This window comes from Wenzhouxiangella sp. XN201, assembly GCF_011008905.1.
Classification (GTDB): domain Bacteria; phylum Pseudomonadota; class Gammaproteobacteria; order Xanthomonadales; family Wenzhouxiangellaceae; genus Wenzhouxiangella.
Map to the genome: position 1 here is coordinate 39,833 of NZ_JAAIVI010000015.1, position 14,332 is coordinate 54,164.

Annotated in this window: 15 protein-coding genes; 2 read left to right on the top strand and 13 right to left on the bottom strand. The window is 67.6% G+C overall.

From position 1 onward, the window contains the following. Positions 1-9: 9 nt before the first annotated feature. Genes fabG through G4Y73_RS00345 form a run of 9 tightly spaced genes read right to left on the bottom strand, consistent with a single transcriptional unit; the run spans position 10 to position 7,435 of the window. Entirely contained in the window at positions 10-765 is a 756-nt protein-coding gene (gene fabG, locus G4Y73_RS00305; RefSeq protein WP_164228257.1) for a 3-oxoacyl-ACP reductase FabG, read from the bottom strand. Beyond that, positions 762-1,193, bottom strand: a complete 432-nt coding sequence (locus tag G4Y73_RS00310) for a hypothetical protein (RefSeq protein ID WP_164228258.1) — start codon at positions 1,191-1,193, stop codon at positions 762-764. Before G4Y73_RS00310 ends, fabG begins: the two co-directional genes overlap by 4 nt. Beyond that, complete coding sequence (locus G4Y73_RS00315) at positions 1,190-3,448, bottom strand: MMPL family transporter (protein WP_164228260.1); 2,259 nt, start codon at positions 3,446-3,448, stop codon at positions 1,190-1,192. The genes G4Y73_RS00310 and G4Y73_RS00315 overlap by 4 nt, the downstream gene beginning before the upstream one ends. After that, a complete protein-coding gene (locus G4Y73_RS00320; protein WP_164228262.1) occupies positions 3,445-4,011 on the bottom strand; it encodes a LolA-related protein in 567 nt (188 codons plus the stop codon). The genes G4Y73_RS00315 and G4Y73_RS00320 overlap by 4 nt, the downstream gene beginning before the upstream one ends. After that, positions 3,959-4,897: a lipid A biosynthesis acyltransferase gene (locus G4Y73_RS00325; protein ID WP_205596427.1), complete on the bottom strand. Its 939-nt coding sequence runs from the start codon at positions 4,895-4,897 to the stop codon at positions 3,959-3,961. The genes G4Y73_RS00320 and G4Y73_RS00325 overlap by 53 nt, the downstream gene beginning before the upstream one ends. Next, entirely contained in the window at positions 4,881-5,186 is a 306-nt protein-coding gene (locus G4Y73_RS00330; protein WP_205596428.1) for a hypothetical protein, read from the bottom strand. Before G4Y73_RS00330 ends, G4Y73_RS00325 begins: the two co-directional genes overlap by 17 nt. Positions 5,187-5,199: 13 nt before the next feature. Continuing rightward, the gene (locus G4Y73_RS00335) at positions 5,200-6,531 is read right to left on the bottom strand and encodes an AMP-binding protein (RefSeq protein ID WP_164228265.1); all 1,332 of its coding nucleotides are present in this window, start codon (positions 6,529-6,531) and stop codon (positions 5,200-5,202) included. Next, a complete protein-coding gene (locus G4Y73_RS00340) occupies positions 6,528-7,166 on the bottom strand; it encodes a hypothetical protein (RefSeq protein WP_164228267.1) in 639 nt (212 codons plus the stop codon). Before G4Y73_RS00340 ends, G4Y73_RS00335 begins: the two co-directional genes overlap by 4 nt. Beyond that, entirely contained in the window at positions 7,163-7,435 is a 273-nt protein-coding gene (locus G4Y73_RS00345) for a phosphopantetheine-binding protein (protein WP_164228269.1), read from the bottom strand. The genes G4Y73_RS00340 and G4Y73_RS00345 overlap by 4 nt, the downstream gene beginning before the upstream one ends. A 197-nt stretch (positions 7,436-7,632) precedes the next feature. Between G4Y73_RS00345 and G4Y73_RS00350 the strand changes: the two genes are divergently transcribed. After that, positions 7,633-8,937 (top strand): NAD(P)/FAD-dependent oxidoreductase, encoded by a 1,305-nt coding sequence (locus tag G4Y73_RS00350; RefSeq protein ID WP_205596429.1) that lies wholly within the window; start codon positions 7,633-7,635, stop codon positions 8,935-8,937. Further along, positions 8,927-9,904 carry a hypothetical protein gene (locus G4Y73_RS00355; RefSeq protein WP_164228272.1) on the top strand — a complete coding sequence of 326 codons (978 nt, stop codon included), beginning with the start codon at positions 8,927-8,929 and terminating at the stop codon, positions 9,902-9,904. The genes G4Y73_RS00350 and G4Y73_RS00355 overlap by 11 nt, the downstream gene beginning before the upstream one ends. Here the strand turns inward: G4Y73_RS00355 and G4Y73_RS00360 are convergent. From G4Y73_RS00360 to G4Y73_RS00375, 4 genes are read right to left on the bottom strand one after another with little or no spacing between them, the layout of a single operon-like run. Beyond that, positions 9,891-11,564 (bottom strand): tryptophan 7-halogenase, encoded by a 1,674-nt coding sequence (locus G4Y73_RS00360; RefSeq protein ID WP_164228274.1) that lies wholly within the window; start codon positions 11,562-11,564, stop codon positions 9,891-9,893. The two genes, G4Y73_RS00355 and G4Y73_RS00360, sit on opposite strands and share 14 nt — an antisense overlap. A gap of 7 nt (positions 11,565-11,571) precedes the next feature. Continuing rightward, positions 11,572-12,327 (bottom strand): glycosyltransferase family 2 protein, encoded by a 756-nt coding sequence (locus G4Y73_RS00365; protein WP_164228276.1) that lies wholly within the window; start codon positions 12,325-12,327, stop codon positions 11,572-11,574. Next, a complete protein-coding gene (locus G4Y73_RS00370) occupies positions 12,324-13,112 on the bottom strand; it encodes a beta-ketoacyl synthase chain length factor (protein ID WP_164228277.1) in 789 nt (262 codons plus the stop codon). The genes G4Y73_RS00365 and G4Y73_RS00370 overlap by 4 nt, the downstream gene beginning before the upstream one ends. Next, positions 13,109-14,287 carry a beta-ketoacyl-ACP synthase gene (locus G4Y73_RS00375; RefSeq protein ID WP_164228279.1) on the bottom strand — a complete coding sequence of 393 codons (1,179 nt, stop codon included), beginning with the start codon at positions 14,285-14,287 and terminating at the stop codon, positions 13,109-13,111. Before G4Y73_RS00375 ends, G4Y73_RS00370 begins: the two co-directional genes overlap by 4 nt. Positions 14,288-14,332 lie beyond the last annotated feature (45 nt).

Consider the following 14,332-nt stretch of genomic DNA (forward strand, 5'->3'; position numbering starts at 1 on the left):
GCGCCTGTCCTATCCTGGCGCCATACCGCCATCGACGCCAATGACCTGCCCGTTGATGTAGGCGGCCGCGTCCGAGCACAGGAAAGCTGCCAGCGCCGCCACGTCTTCAGGCCGGCCGAATCGCCCGGCCGGAATGGCGGCCAGCAGCGCGTCGCGGTCGAGTTCGCCGAGCATGCCGGTGTCGATCACCCCGGGGGCGATCACGTTGGCGGCCACACCCCGGTTGGCCATCTCGCGCGCGAGCGATGCGACGGCGCCATGCAGGCCGGCCTTGGCGGCGGCATAGTTGACCTGGCCGCGGTTGCCGAGACGCGCTGCCACGCTCGAGATCGCGATCACCCGGCCCCAGCGCAGACGCGCCATGCCCAGCAACGCCGGCTGCACCACGCTGTAGAAGCCACCGAGATTGATGTCGACCACGCGCTGCCACTGTTCCGGCGACATCCCCGCCATGGGCGCATCATCGTGGATCCCGGCATTGTGCACGATGACGCCCAGCGGTCCGGCTTCGACCAGGTCGGCCACGGTCGCCCGCGCCTGTTCGCCATCGGCGAGATCGAAACAGACGGTTTCGGCGCTGCCGCCGGCGGCAGTGATGGTCTCGACGACCCGCTCGGCGCGTTCGATGCCACGGGCGGCGTGTACGAGAACGTGCAGTCCGTCGGCGGCCAGGGCGTGGCAGATGGCCGCGCCGATTTCCCCGGAACCACCGGTGACCAGGGCGCGGCAATCCGCCGGGCGTTGGGCCGGGCGACGCCGGCTCATGGCGCGGATCCGGTTTCGGGGAACATGATGGTGGCCCGCCCGCGCGCGAGCATGCGCTCCTTGCTGGATACGCTGAAGCGATAGGATTCGCCGACTGCCGTGCCGCCCAGGCGCTCGGCGTGGATCGTCAGTTCGGTCGCCTCGTCCAGGGTCGCGCAGGCCAGGTTGAGTTCGGGCAGGGCCACCAGCCGGCCCGGTCGCAGCGGTGCATCGCCGCCGAGCAGACTGCCGTGCACGGCCGTGGCCTGGGCACCGTACTCGGCCAGCGCCGTGGCCGGTAGACGCCCGTTCCGGGCCAGAGGATGCTCGTCGATCGGGCCGGTGTTTGCCCGGCAGATGATGTGCGACTCGCCGTGTTCGAGCACCGATTCGATCAGCACCATGGCACCGGCATGCGGCAGGCGTTCGGCAATGGGCGTTTCGCTCACTTGGGCTGGCCGATGCGTGAAAAAAGCCAAGATAGCAGAATGCCCAGCGACACGGTCAAGCCCAGCATCTCGAGCATGCCGATGCTCGACTGACCCAGGATCAGGAACACGCCACCGGTCGACACGGCACAGATGTTGATGGCGCGGCGCGATCGTGCGCGCGCCTGGTCGTCGAGGTGAAAGGCTCGGCGGAACAGCGAATAATCCAGGCTGATACCGGCCACAAGCAGCAGCCCGATCAGGTGGACGATGGTCAGTCCCTGGTCGATCAGGCTCATGCCGGCGGCGGTGACCAGGACGGCCGCTGCCGGCGGCAGCACCACCGCCGCGGTATCGCGCAGGCTACGCAACGCCAGTGCAATCAGGCCGATGATGATCAACGCGGCGATACCCAGGTTGCGTCCCGCCTCCTTGCGATAGGCCGCCACCATGGCTTCCGATCCCGCCGCCAGATCGAGCAGTTCGATCGGTGCTTCCCGTTCGGCAAGCAACTCGGCCAGTGCCTGCGGTTGCTCCAGCCCGACCGGCACGATCAGCGAGCGCCAGCCTGTGTCAGTCCGGGTTAATTGATTTCTGATGCTTTCGGCCAGCGGCGTGTCGCGCCAGAATTCAGGCGAAATCGGGCCGGCGGCGCGGGCCGCCTCGAGGTCGTCGAAGAAGGCCTCGAAGGCGCCGGTGCGGAAGCCGGCATCGGCGGCCTCGAAGCCTTCGGCCAGACGCTCACGCGAGGGCCAGGCAGCCAGTCGTTCGCGCTGCGTGGCCGGTGCCGGTACCAGCGTGGTCACCGCCTGCCAGCGATCGACAAGGCCTTGATCGCGCGCTGCCTGCAGGTGTTCGACCGCCAGTTCGGTGCGCTCGAGCACGGCGTCGCGGGATTCGGCCCGGGCCAGCAGCAGATAGCGAATGTCGCCCCCGCCCAGCGCGGTACGCAGCTCGCGGTCGAGCTCGATCTGACCGCGATCGACCGGGCTCAGGCGGGTGAGGTCGTTCGACCACCGCTCCTCGCCCTGCCAGGCCAGCCAGGCCAGCGCGCCCAGGCCGAGCAAGACGGGGACGAAAGGCCAGTGGAGGTTGGCTGTTCGCTGCGGTGCCGGCCGCTTCGGCTTGGCCGGATTCAGGGCCGGCAGAAACTGGGTGGCCAGGGCTGCGCCGGCCAGGCCGGCTGCCGAGAATGCGCCAAGCTGGGCGAGTCCGGGGCTGGCCGACAGCCAGATCGCGCCATAGGCAATAAGGGTGCTGGCCACGCCCAGCAGCAGGGGGCTGCGAATATTGCGCACCGTGGCGAACAGGGGGCGGCGGTCGGCGTGACCGAACAGGTGGACCGGATAATCGAGCGCCACACCCAGCAGCGTGAAGCCGAAGGCCAGGGTCAGGCCGTGTACCTGACCGAAAGCCAGGCTGGTCACGGCCAGTCCGCACACCACGCCGAAGGCCAGCGGCACCGTACCGGCCAGCAGCGTGCTCAGCGAGCGCCAGGCAAAGGCCAGGACCAGCACGATCAGCGCGCTGCCCCACAAGCTGAGCCGAACCGCGTCCTCGCGTGAGGAATCGGCGCTGCCGACGGCAATGACCGGGGCGCCGGCCAGGCTCAAGCCGGCGCCTGAATCGTCGGCCACGGACTCGAATCGGCCACGCAGGACATCGAGCAGTTGCGCCTGCTCCTCGATGGCGAAGGCAGGGTGTGCGCTGACGACGACCAGCAGGGCACGCTCGCGCTCCGCGTCGAACCAGACCCCGTCGATCTTCGGCAAGCGGGCGCCGGCCGAGAGTTTTTCGGCGGCGGCTTCGAGCAGGCCGAGCGGATCGCGCCGGACCAGCTCCTCTGCGCGCGCGCCGGCCAGCGCGAGATCGGCCAGACGATCGTTCAGTGCCTCGGCAATCGCCTCGGGCCGGCTGCGTTCGGCGATCTCGTCGACCAGCACGAAACGTGCGTGCATCAGGGCTTCCAGCAGCGCCGGGTCTTCCGACCAGTCACCGTTGTCGACGCGGGTGACGCTATCGAGCTCGCGCCAGGCCGCGGCAGTTCGCCGGCTCAGCTCGGCCAGATCGGCGGGGGAGGCGCCCTCGATGGCCGCCAGAATGCTGCGGTTCGAGGCGCCGGTCTCGAGCTGGTCGATGACGACTTGTTGCTGGGCGGTCTTTGGCGCCGGCAGGAAGGCGTCGAGCCGGTGGTCGAGTTCGAGGCGTTCGACGGCCAGGTAGCCAACGCTGATCAGCAGCGCCAGAACCAGCGCCGAGCGCCACAGGTTTCTCATGACGGCGGCTGGATCTCGGTGACGATCCGCTTGCCGTCGGCGAGTTCGAGCACCATTCGCGTGATGATTGCACCCTGGCCGTCGAGCTCGAGTGCGCTGACCGACTCGGCCAGGTCCGGATTGCGGGGATCAAGCCGCAGCCGCCACGCTTCCCCGTCGCGTTCGAGTTGAGTCCGGAAGTGCTCGCGCAATGACTCGGGATTGCCGTCGAGCAGGGCCGTCAGCGCCTGGCGCAGTACCGCCAGCTCGGGCGCCCGGCCCAGGCTGAATTGGCGGTCATGCTGACCGGGCCGGCGGATCGTGAGTACGCGCTCACCCAGAATCTGGATTTCCTGCCGCGGCGCTTCGGTTTCGCGGATCAGGCGGCCACGCTCGTCCCGCCATAACCGGCCGCGGACTGTCATGGGCTCCTCGAGCAGTTCGGACTCGCGCTGCTCGGTGAAGTCCAGTCGGTTCTGGCCGGCCTCCAGCGCGATCTGTGCGACCAGCTCATCCAGCGAGCCGGGCGCCTCAGCGCTCGCGCACGTCGTCAGAAGCAGCAGTGTCAGGAAGCCAGAAATCATAAAAGTTGAACCAATTGTAGGGGTATTGGCGGGCGTAGTATTCCAGTCGGTCAGCATAGGCCTGGATCCATTGTTTGAGCTGGCGGCGTCGCTCGCGGCGGTTGTCGCTGCGCGCGGCGGGCCGCGGCAAGGGTTCGAATATCAGGCGATAACGGCCCCGGCCCTCGTACAGGCCGAACACCAGCGTCACCGGTACGTCGAGCATGTCGGCAATGGCTAGCGGCGCGGCGGGCAGCCTGGCCGGACGACCCAGGAACTCGACGTCCATGCTCGTCTCCGAGCCCCGGCAACGGTCGGCCAGCATGGCCACCATACCGCCCTCTTCCATCACCCCGCCGGCTTCGAGCACGATTGCCGGCCCGGGTTGGCGTGCATCGATGACAGTCTGGCGAATCTCGGGGGAGAGCTCCTCCATCGCCTGCGTCATCAGCGAATTCTGATCGCGGTCCATGACCACCTTGAGGGTGCGGTATTGCGACGGCGCGCGACGGTTGAACACGCGGATGGCTTCGAAGCTGCCCAGGTGTGACCCCAGCAGCATGCAGCCCTTGCCCTGATCGAGTGCCCGGTGCAGGACCTCGACGCCTTCGGCGCGCACGTCCAGTTCGTCCTCGCGTCCGGCCAGCAGCAGGACGCGGTCAACGATGGTGATGGCAAAGGTGTAGATGTGGACCAAAACGCCCAACCAACCCTGCCGCGGCGCGTCGACCTGCCGAAGCCACTCGCGCGAGGCGCGCCGTTCGGGTCCCCGGACTAGGAAGAAGTACAGCGTGGTCGGAAACATCCCGCATCGGGCGAAGCCGCGCCCGACATTCAGGATAATCCAGCGGATCAGGGCCAGCCAGAAGCGGCTGCCGCCCTCGGGCCGCTCACGCCAGTGCGTCACGCCGGCACTGTCCCCGGGCGATGGGCTGCCCATCTTCGGTCTCGATACGAAACGCAAAGCCATCGGCGCCGCCATCGATCTTCAGGCGTACGGGTTGTTCCGGCCGTACCGGTCGTTGGAACTTGATCCGCTGCCAGCGCGTCGGCCCGTTGCGAAATCCGGCCAGGGCACCGGCCTGGCGCTGAACGAGTTCGAGCAGGACCACGCCGGGCACGACCGGATCGCCGGGAAAGTGCCCGGGCAGTGCCGGATGATCGGCGGGAATGCGGCAGACGATATCGATATCCATGGGCTGTAGCAGTCTATCCCGCCTGCCGGCAGGTCTGGTCGAAGAAATGCAGCAGGGACTGCCGCGGCAGCTTGCCGGTTTCGGCACGCGGCAAACGATCGACGATGCGCAGCGGCCGCGGCATGAAGGCGGCATCGATGCGGTGGCTGAGGGCGCGGCGGATGTCGGCCGCTTCCAGCCCCGGAGAAACCACCAGCGCAGCCAGGCGACCGGCCGGCCCCGACTCGGTCTCAGGCGGCTGGAAAATGACACCGTCGACCACGCCCGGAATGTCGAGCAGGATGCTGGTCAATTCCGCCAGCGAGGCCCGCTTGCCGGCGATATTGACCAGGTCGCTGCGCCGGCCCAGCAGGCGGAATCGCCTGCTCGAGCGCAGCTCGAGATGGTCCATCAGTGCCACTGGTTCCGGCAGATGCGGGGCCCGGGCGATGATCTCCTTGCCCTGCCGGTCGAGGTGAAAGGAATCGAAAAGCTGCCAGTCGTAGACCCGGGCGGTGCGCCTGCGTGCCAGGCAGCCGGTTTCCGAGCAGCCGTAAATCTCGACGACGCGGGCACCGGTTGCCCGCTCGATGCGCCGCGCCAGGTCCCGGCTCAGCGGCGCGGTCGCCGAGTAGACCCGCTCGATCACGGGCAGATTTGCACCCGATTCGACCAGCGCGCGCAGGTGGACCGGGGTCGAGACCAGTACGCGTGGATGATCGATCCGTTCCAGTTCGCGGCAGATATCGGCAACGAAGAACGGGTGCGACGAGGCCACGCTTACCGGTCCGAACCACGGCATCAATACCGAGGTCTCCAGGCCCCACATGTGCTGCGGGGGGACCGTCGCGACCACGCGTGATCGAGCCGGTGGATCGAGCTGGGAAACATTGATCTGCGAACTGTCGTGCAGGGTGCGCCACGGCTTGTCGATGCGAGAGGACCGGCCGGTGCTGCCCGAGGTAAATACCACCGCCGCCAGCTGCTCGGCGTTGATTTCAGGTATGTGATCGAGAGGGGTTTGCGTCGACAGTGACGGTGCCGGATCGAGCACGGCGCCGGTGAAGCCGGCGAGTGGCACCTCGGACACGACCAGCGCGTCGGGAAAGGTCTCAAGCAGGCCGTCGACGGTGGCCCTGAGGCGATTGGCGGGCAGCAGGTTGCAGCCGCCGGCCATGATCGCCGCGGCAAAGGTGGTGGCAAAGGCCTGGCGGTTCTCGCACAGGTTGATCACCTTCGATCCCTGCGGCAATTGCTCGGCCAGGGCGCGGGCGCATCCGAGAAAGCGCGCGGCGCTGACTGGCTCGCCACAATCGAATGCGACGATCTCGTCGAGTGCTCGCGTGATCAGGGGCAGCGTCGTCATCGGGCAACGTGTCGGGGCTGGATTCGGACCACGTCGATCAGGAAGCGGAACAGCCCGGGGTGGGTTTCGTCCGGAAACCGGCGCCGGCGCAGCAGCAGTTCCGACCACAAGGTGGCGAGCATGATCGCCGGGGCGGCAATCACGACCCAGGCCAGCCAGGCCGCGGACAGGTCGTACCAGGCCAGGTAGAGGGCGATTGCACCGATCGTGGCCAGCACTACCGCCCAGGCCAGGGTCCAGTGCCACAGCCAGCCGGTTGCGCCGCTTGGCGCGACCGTACCGTTACGGGCATGCACCAGCACGGCGAAGCGTTCGATCACCGGCGTCTGACCCGGACGCAGCGTGGTGGCGAACCAGACGGCCAGGCCGACAAAGATCAGCCCCGGCGGCCAAAGGGCCAGGCCCGGCAGGAACAACGCCACCGCGGCCAGTGCGAGGGCGATGGTCATCACCAGCGCGCGGGCCGGCCAGCTCGGGAACAGTCCCAGCAAGAGCAGGGCCAGTAGCGGCAGGCAGGCCGATCGCAGCGCTGGCTGTTGAAAATGCAGCGACAGGTAGATCAGCACCGGGTACAGCGCCAGGGCGACGAGCCGCCAGGGCGGGATGTTCGGCTGCCTTGCCGGCTGTGCAGTCATTCCCCACGCAGCGACTGGACATGCGCGCTGAGGGCGCGCAGATTGGCGAAGGCGTCGCGATTGCGCTCGTCGTCGGCCTTGAGCTGGACGCCGTAGTGTCTGGATATGGCCACGGCCAGCTCCAGGGCGTCGATCGAGTCGAGACCGTATTCGCCACCAAACAGGCGTTTCTCGGGCTCGATCTCCTCGGCGTTGAGATCTTCCAGGTTCAAGGAGGTGACGATCAGCTCGGCCAGTTCGCGTTCCTGCGGCGACTGCTGTGTGCTCATTTCTGCTCCTCCCGGATGCGGTCCGCGATTGCGGCGAGTCCGTCCGGGTCAGTGGGTTTCTCGTTCGAATATTGCGACGCGCCGCGTTTCGTCGACAGCGGCGCTCGGGTGCCATGACTAACGACATTATAATACCGAAGATGCCACATCCGTCCGCCGCCGCACCATCTCCCGGACCTGCCGGAATCCGTCGAAGCATGCCTTCGCGGGCGGATGTCGTCGTGGTCGGCGGCGGCCCGGCCGGGGCCACGATGGCGGCCCTGCTGGCGCGCGACGGCCACGACGTGGTTTTGCTCGAGAAGGACCGTCATCCGCGCTTCCACATCGGCGAGTCCCTGTTGCCGCACAACATGAAGATCATCCGGCGGCTGGGTCTGGACGAGCGGCTGGCCACGATCGGGGTCTACAAGCCCGGGGCGGATTTCACCGCCGACTCGGTGCCGGAACAGCGCCATGAAATTCGATTCGACGAGGCCCTGGATGTGCCGGAAGGCTGCGGCCATGCCTGGCAGGTGCGGCGCTCCGAGTTCGATCGCATGCTGTTCGAGCATGCCGGAGATTGCGGCGCGCAGACCTTTGTCGAGACGCACGTGAAGGCGATCGATTTCGACGGCAAGGCGCCGCTCCTGACCGTCCAGCAGGGCGACTCGACGCACCGCCTGGCGGCCAAGTTCGTGGTCGATGCCAGCGGTCGCGACGCCCTGCTGGCGCGTCGGTTCAGCCTGCAGGAACGCAACCGTGAGCACGCCACCGCCGCCCTGTATGGACACTTCCGCAACGTACCGCGGCGTGCCGGAGCCGCGTCCGGAAACATCAGCATCTACTGGTTCCGCCACGGCTGGATCTGGATGATTCCCCTCTCCGGCGAGATCATGAGCGTCGGCGCGGTCTGCAATCCCGACTACCTGCGCGGCCGCGACCGCGATGTGGAAGATTTCTTTTTCGATACGCTCGCGCTCAATCCGCACGCGGCCGAGCGTATGCAATCCGCCGAGCGGGTCTCGCCGATTACCGCAACCGGCAACTACTCCTATTTCACGCGCGAATTGATGGGGCCGAACTGGTTGCTGATCGGTGATGCCGGGATGTTCGTCGACCCGGTGTTTTCCTCCGGCGTGTTCTTCGCCATGTACAGCGCCGAGCAGGGTGCCGAGATCGTGCGTGCCGAACTGGCTGGCGAGCGCCGGGCCGCCCGGCGTGCCCGACGGAACTATCGCCGGCGGGTGCATTGCGGCGTCCGTGAACTGTGCTGGTTCATCTATCGCTTTCCCGCACCGGCCATGCGCCACCTGTTCCTGAATCCGAGCAACGTCTTCCAGCTTCGTCAGGCCGTGATTTCAGTGCTGGCCGGTGACCTGCACGACAATCCCCGGGTGCGCCGCCGACTGCGGCTTTTTCGGTTCATCTATATGTTGCTGAGCCTGCGTTACCTGCGCGAGGCCCTGCGCGCCCGCCGGCAACGCCTGCGCAATGCCGATCTGGAGTTCGATCGTGCAACATAGGGCGATGTCCGAGCAGATTCCGACCGGTGTTCGAATGGTTCAGGCCGGCAACACAGCCGACGGCAACCGACTGCTGCGCTTTGACCTGACCGGGCGCGACACCGATGCGGCCGGCTGCGGCCTGCCCTGGCTCGGCGGCGAGCTGGAATTCGAGACCTGGCTGGGCGAGGAGAGCGTCACCTGCGGCGAAACCGACGGCGTCGTGTGGCGGCGAGCGGGCAACCTGCTCTTTCTCGCCGTTGAGCAGCACGACGATCCGGCCTCGGATCCGGCCGAGGCGGTCCAGGCGGCCTACGCACGTCTGCTCGAAGTGGCCCGCGCGAGCGGCTGTGCCTGCCTGCTCAGGGCCTGGAACTACCTGCCGGCGATCAATGCCGGCGACGGCGATGCCGAGCGCTATCGGCGTTTCTGCCTGGGTCGTGCAGCGGCGCTCGAGGCGGCCGGTTACGGCGAGCGCGAGCTGTGCGCCGGCACCGCCATCGGTAGTGAGGAGCCGCGGCTTCGCATCTACCTGCTGTCCGGATCGTCACCGGGCATCAACATCGAGAATCCGCGTCAGGTCAGCGCCTATCGCTATCCACGCCGCTACGGACCACGCAGCCCGTCCTTCGCCCGCGCCACGGCCATTGCCGGCGCGAACGACTCGCGCCTGCTGATGATTTCCGGCACCGCCAGTGTGGTCGGCCACCGAACTGTTCATGTGGGTGATGTGGAGGCCCAGGCCATGGAAATCGTGCGTAACCTCGACAGCCTGCTGGTCGAGGCCGCCACCACCCTGGGACGACCGGGGCTGCGCGAATTCGATGAAGAGAGCCTGATGCGCGTCTACGTTCGCCGCGAAGCGGACTGGCCCGCCATCGAAGCGCGCCTGCAAAGCTGCTGGCCGCAAGTGCGCCTGGCGGGGCTGCGCGGCGACATCTGCCGCTCGGATCTGCTGGTCGAGATCGAGGCGGTTACGCGCGGCTGAGCTCGACCCCGGACTCGACCCCGGTCGGCCTGATCAGTGCCGGCGGCAGGCCGGCAAGCAGGTCTTCGTCGCCGAGCAGCGCCGGGTCGATCGAGCTCAGGACATCGCGCACGGTTTCGGGCGCGATCGATGCCAGTTGTGTGGCGAGTGCATGAAGCATGGCGGCATTGGCGCTCAGGCGTCGGCTCTGGGCCGCTTCGGACTCGGCGCCCACCTCGGTCAACTCACGGTTGAGACGCACCAGAAGCGGCGAGGCCGACTGATCGACCAGCACGCCACCGGGATGCGATCCGGGTTCGGTTTCCGCCCAGCGCCGGAACATCGTCTGAATCTCGCCGTTGATCCGGCGCAAGCGCTCCAGCGCTTCGCCGTGCTTCGCGATGAAAGCCATGTCGGTGGTCCGGCCGGCGAAGAACAGCAGGGCCAGCACCCCCCAGTAGTAGGCGTAGTCCCAGATCGTCTTGCTGCTCATCGCGCGGAAATGCCCGAACAGCGGATACTGGCCGCGGTAGAGCGCGAGCGAGGACTCATAGAAGGACAGATAACTGCGCTCGTAGAGCCTGGCCCGGCGCGCGATCGACTCGCCGGCGAGATCGCGCACGATCAGGTCGGTGACGTAGCTGTTGGAAATGGCGATGAAGTCGCTGCCGGGCGAGTAGAACGGGTCGAGGAAGACCCCGGCTTCGCCGGTCAGCGCCCAGCGCGCGCCGGAATACACGGACCGGCAGCCGTGCGAGAACTGCCTCAGGTAGCGAAAGTCCTGCAATTCACCGCCGGCCTCGAGGGTGGCGCGATGGCAGCGCGGCTGGTGTTCGGCCAGCCAGGCCATGCTGCCGTCGAAGGACTTGAGTGCGTCGAAGTCGTGCAGGGCGCTGTCGAAGACAATGCCGACGCTGGTCGAGCCGGAGGCCAGCCGAATCAGCCACACCCAGTAGCCCGGCCCCATCAGGTGATTGGTCGACAGCCAGCGCGGCAGGTCGCTGCAGCGCGCCTGCCATGTGGCGTCGTCGCTCCAGTCGTCGACGTCAATGCGGCGATCGATGCGGAACCATACTGCCGAGCAATCGTGGCCGTTGTCCTCGGCCAGATCGAGGCGGCGCTTGAGCAGCGAGGTCCGGCTCATGGCATCGACCACCCAGGCCGCCTCCAGCTCAAAGGATTGCCCGTCGCGCTCTCCGCGGATGTGATGAGCCGACGAGGCGTCCTCGGCCAGGTCCACGCCGGTCACGCGCGCAGCGTCGATGAAGTCGATGCCGCGCTGCCGGGCCAGCTGCCCGAGGTGGTTTTCGAAGATGCCGCGATCGAGCTGGTAACTGGGCACTTCCAGCAGGTGGGCGGCACCGAGCTCGGCGGCCTTTGCCAGGTCGTCGTTCTCCCCGGCGCGGAAGAAGAAGCGCAGGCCGTACTTGCGCAGCTGCTCGTTCTCCAGGTGGTCGCGCAGGCCCAGTACCTCGCCGAAATAATGCGCCGCGATCTCGACGGTCGATTCGCCGACCTTGTGGGCGGCCTCGGGCACGGGATGGCGATTGCGCTCAAGCACGACGATGCGGGTGTCCGGGCGCGCTTGCTCGAGCTGCAACGCCAGGGTCAGTCCGGCCAGGCCGCCGCCGAGAATGGCGACGTCGGTTCGGTCGGGAAGCGTTGGGTTGTAATCGGACATTGCGTGATTATCCATCGTCGCCGTCAACGCCGCCCCAGCGCACCGGCCGGGTGAGCATACGCCACAGGCCCTGCGGGTAGAAGCCGGCGAGCACGATGCGCCAGCACACGAACCAGAAAATCTCCCAGACATCGCGCCCCGGGCGGAAATAGCTGGCCCGGGCGTCGTCGCGGTAAATACTGTCGATGGGAACCGCCACGGCAGGAAAACCGGCGCGGGCACCGTCGATCAGCATGGCCGTTTCGAACACGAAGCCGTGGCGCCGGGCGGTCGAGGGCCGGACTGTATCGATCAGGGCACGCGGGTAAACGCGAAAGCCGCTCTGGCTGTCGGGCAGTCGCTGACCGCTGGCCCAGGATATCCAGAAGTCGGCGAAGCGATTGGCGAAGCGCCGGATGCCTGGCTGGCGGTGGCGCTGGCGCAGTCGCACGCCGACCACGAGATGACCCGGGTGAGCGCGCGCGGCGGGCAGCAGGCGATCGAGCTCGGCCGGGTCGTGCTGGCCGTCGCCGTCAAGCGTCGCGATCAGTTCGGCATCCGTTTCCAGGGCGCGCCCGAATCCGCTGGCCAGGGCGGCTGCCTTGCCGCCGGCTTGCGCGTGTCGGATCAGGTCAATGTCGAGACCGGCCAGGGCCTCGCCCGTACCGTCGGTTGAACCATCATCGACGACGATCACCCGGTCGACCCGAGTTGCGACGGCCTCGACCAGCGGACGGATCGTGCGCAGCTCGTTGTGAGCTGGCATGACGGCAACTGTCTTCATGCCCGCTCGATCAGCAGGCTGGGGCCCTGGCGGGCGGCCAGCCGGATCGGTCCCGGTATCCTTTCGAGCGCGGCGACCAGCAGGTAGAGCACGCGGGCGGCCGGATTGTCGGCAACACGTTCGGCCAGCACGCTCGGCAGGGCCGGTGCCTCGTCGGCTTCCAGCCCCGCGATCGGGGAGAGATCCAGATTCAGCCCGCCGGATTTCTCCGGGCCGAGCAGCAGCGCGCCGGCAAAAGGCTGGCGTGCCGGCCAGACCGCCTCCATCGGACCGTCTGCATGCAGGTCGTAGACCACCAGCAAGACCGGCCGGCCGCTGGTCTCGACCCGGCAGGCGGCTTCGATCAGGCCGGCGACCAGGCTGTCGGTCGCGCCGCTGAGCGCGGTAATGTCGCCGCGAGCGCCGGTGCCGATCGACCAGTAGCCGGCGGCAGCATTGTGCACCGAGTTGTGAAAGCGCATCGGCGAGAGCAAGTCCGGCGACTCGGCCAGGGTGCGGCACATGTAATCGCTGATGGCCACATCGCCCATGCCGGAAGTGAACACGGCGTCGGGATCGCCCGGCGCGATGCCGGCATCGGTACAGGCCTGTTCGGCCGCCGCCATCGACAGGCGCACGGTTTCGGGACAGCGGCGGCGCTCGCGCGGCGACAGCAGCGAGATGCCGGCGCCGGCTTTCGCTGTTTCGTCCAGTTCGCCACCGTCGAGGACTCGTGCCAGCGCAGCCATGTCGGGCAGCCCGGGTGCGCTGATACCGCAGCCGAGGATATGAAGCCGCTGCTTCATGCGGCCCCCAGGATCAGCGTGCAATTGGAACCGCCGAAGCCGAAGGAATTGCTCATCACCGTCGAGACGGCCTGGTGGCGCCCTTCGGTCAGAATGAACTCTGCCGACTCGGCTTCCGGCGACGTACAGTTGAGGCTGGCCGGCAGGTAGCCGTCCTTGAGCGCGAGCAGGCTGAAAACGGCTTCGGTGATGCCGGCCGCCCCCAGTGTGTGGCCGGTCCAGGCCTTGGTCGAGCCGGCCGGTGGCGGCGCGCCGAAGACGGTCCTGAGCGCGGCGGCCTCGATCCGATCGTTCATCGGCGTGGCGGTGCCGTGACAGTTGATGTAATCGATTGCGCCGGGCTCCAGTCCGGCCCCATCGAGCGCGGCGCGCATGGCCGCGATCGCGCCGGCCCCCTCCGGATGCGGCGAGGCCATGTGATGGGCGTCCGAGGTTTCGCCCCAACCCAGCAGTCGGCCGAAGCTCTGATCGGGGTCGTGCTCGACAATGGCGAAGCCGGCCGCCTCGCCCAGGTTCAGTCCGCGGCGCTCACGGTCGAAGGGGCGGCAGGGCTGGGGCGAGACCAGTTCGAGGGAATGAAAACCGTAGAGCACGGACAGGCACAGGCTGTCGACCCCGCCCACCACGGCCGCATCGGCCCAGCCGGTCTCGATCAGGCGCGCGCCGGTGGCAAACACCTTGGCTGACGACGAGCAGGCCGTCGAAACCGTCTGCACCGGCCCTTCAAGCCCCAGCGCTGCTGCGACGAATGCCGCCGAAGTATGCGGCGTGTGCACCCAGGTCAAGACATGTTCGGGACGGAACCGGCCGGACTCGTCGAGGTTGCGGAACGCGAGCTCGGTGCTGCTGATGCCTGCCGTGGAGGTGCCGATGACGCAGGCGATGCGCTCGGGCCGATGTCGCTCGAGCAGGCGTGCGACGTCATCGCGGAATCCGTCCTGATCCAGCGCCAGTTCGGCGAGCTGATTGTTGCGGCATTGGAAACGCGCCAGGTCGCCGCCCAGGCAGATTTCTTCGACACCGTCGACCCGGCCGATAAAGGTCTCGAGACTGCAATGCGGATAGTCGTTGGCGCGCAGGCCGCTACGGCCTTCGGCCAGGGCCTTGCGAAGCGATGCCAGGCCGCTGCCGGCGGCACAGGAAAGCGTCATCGCGGATATATTCAGGGCGTTCATGCGGTGTCGATTCGCTCCGGGTCGGCGGTGCCGGGCTGGGTCGGG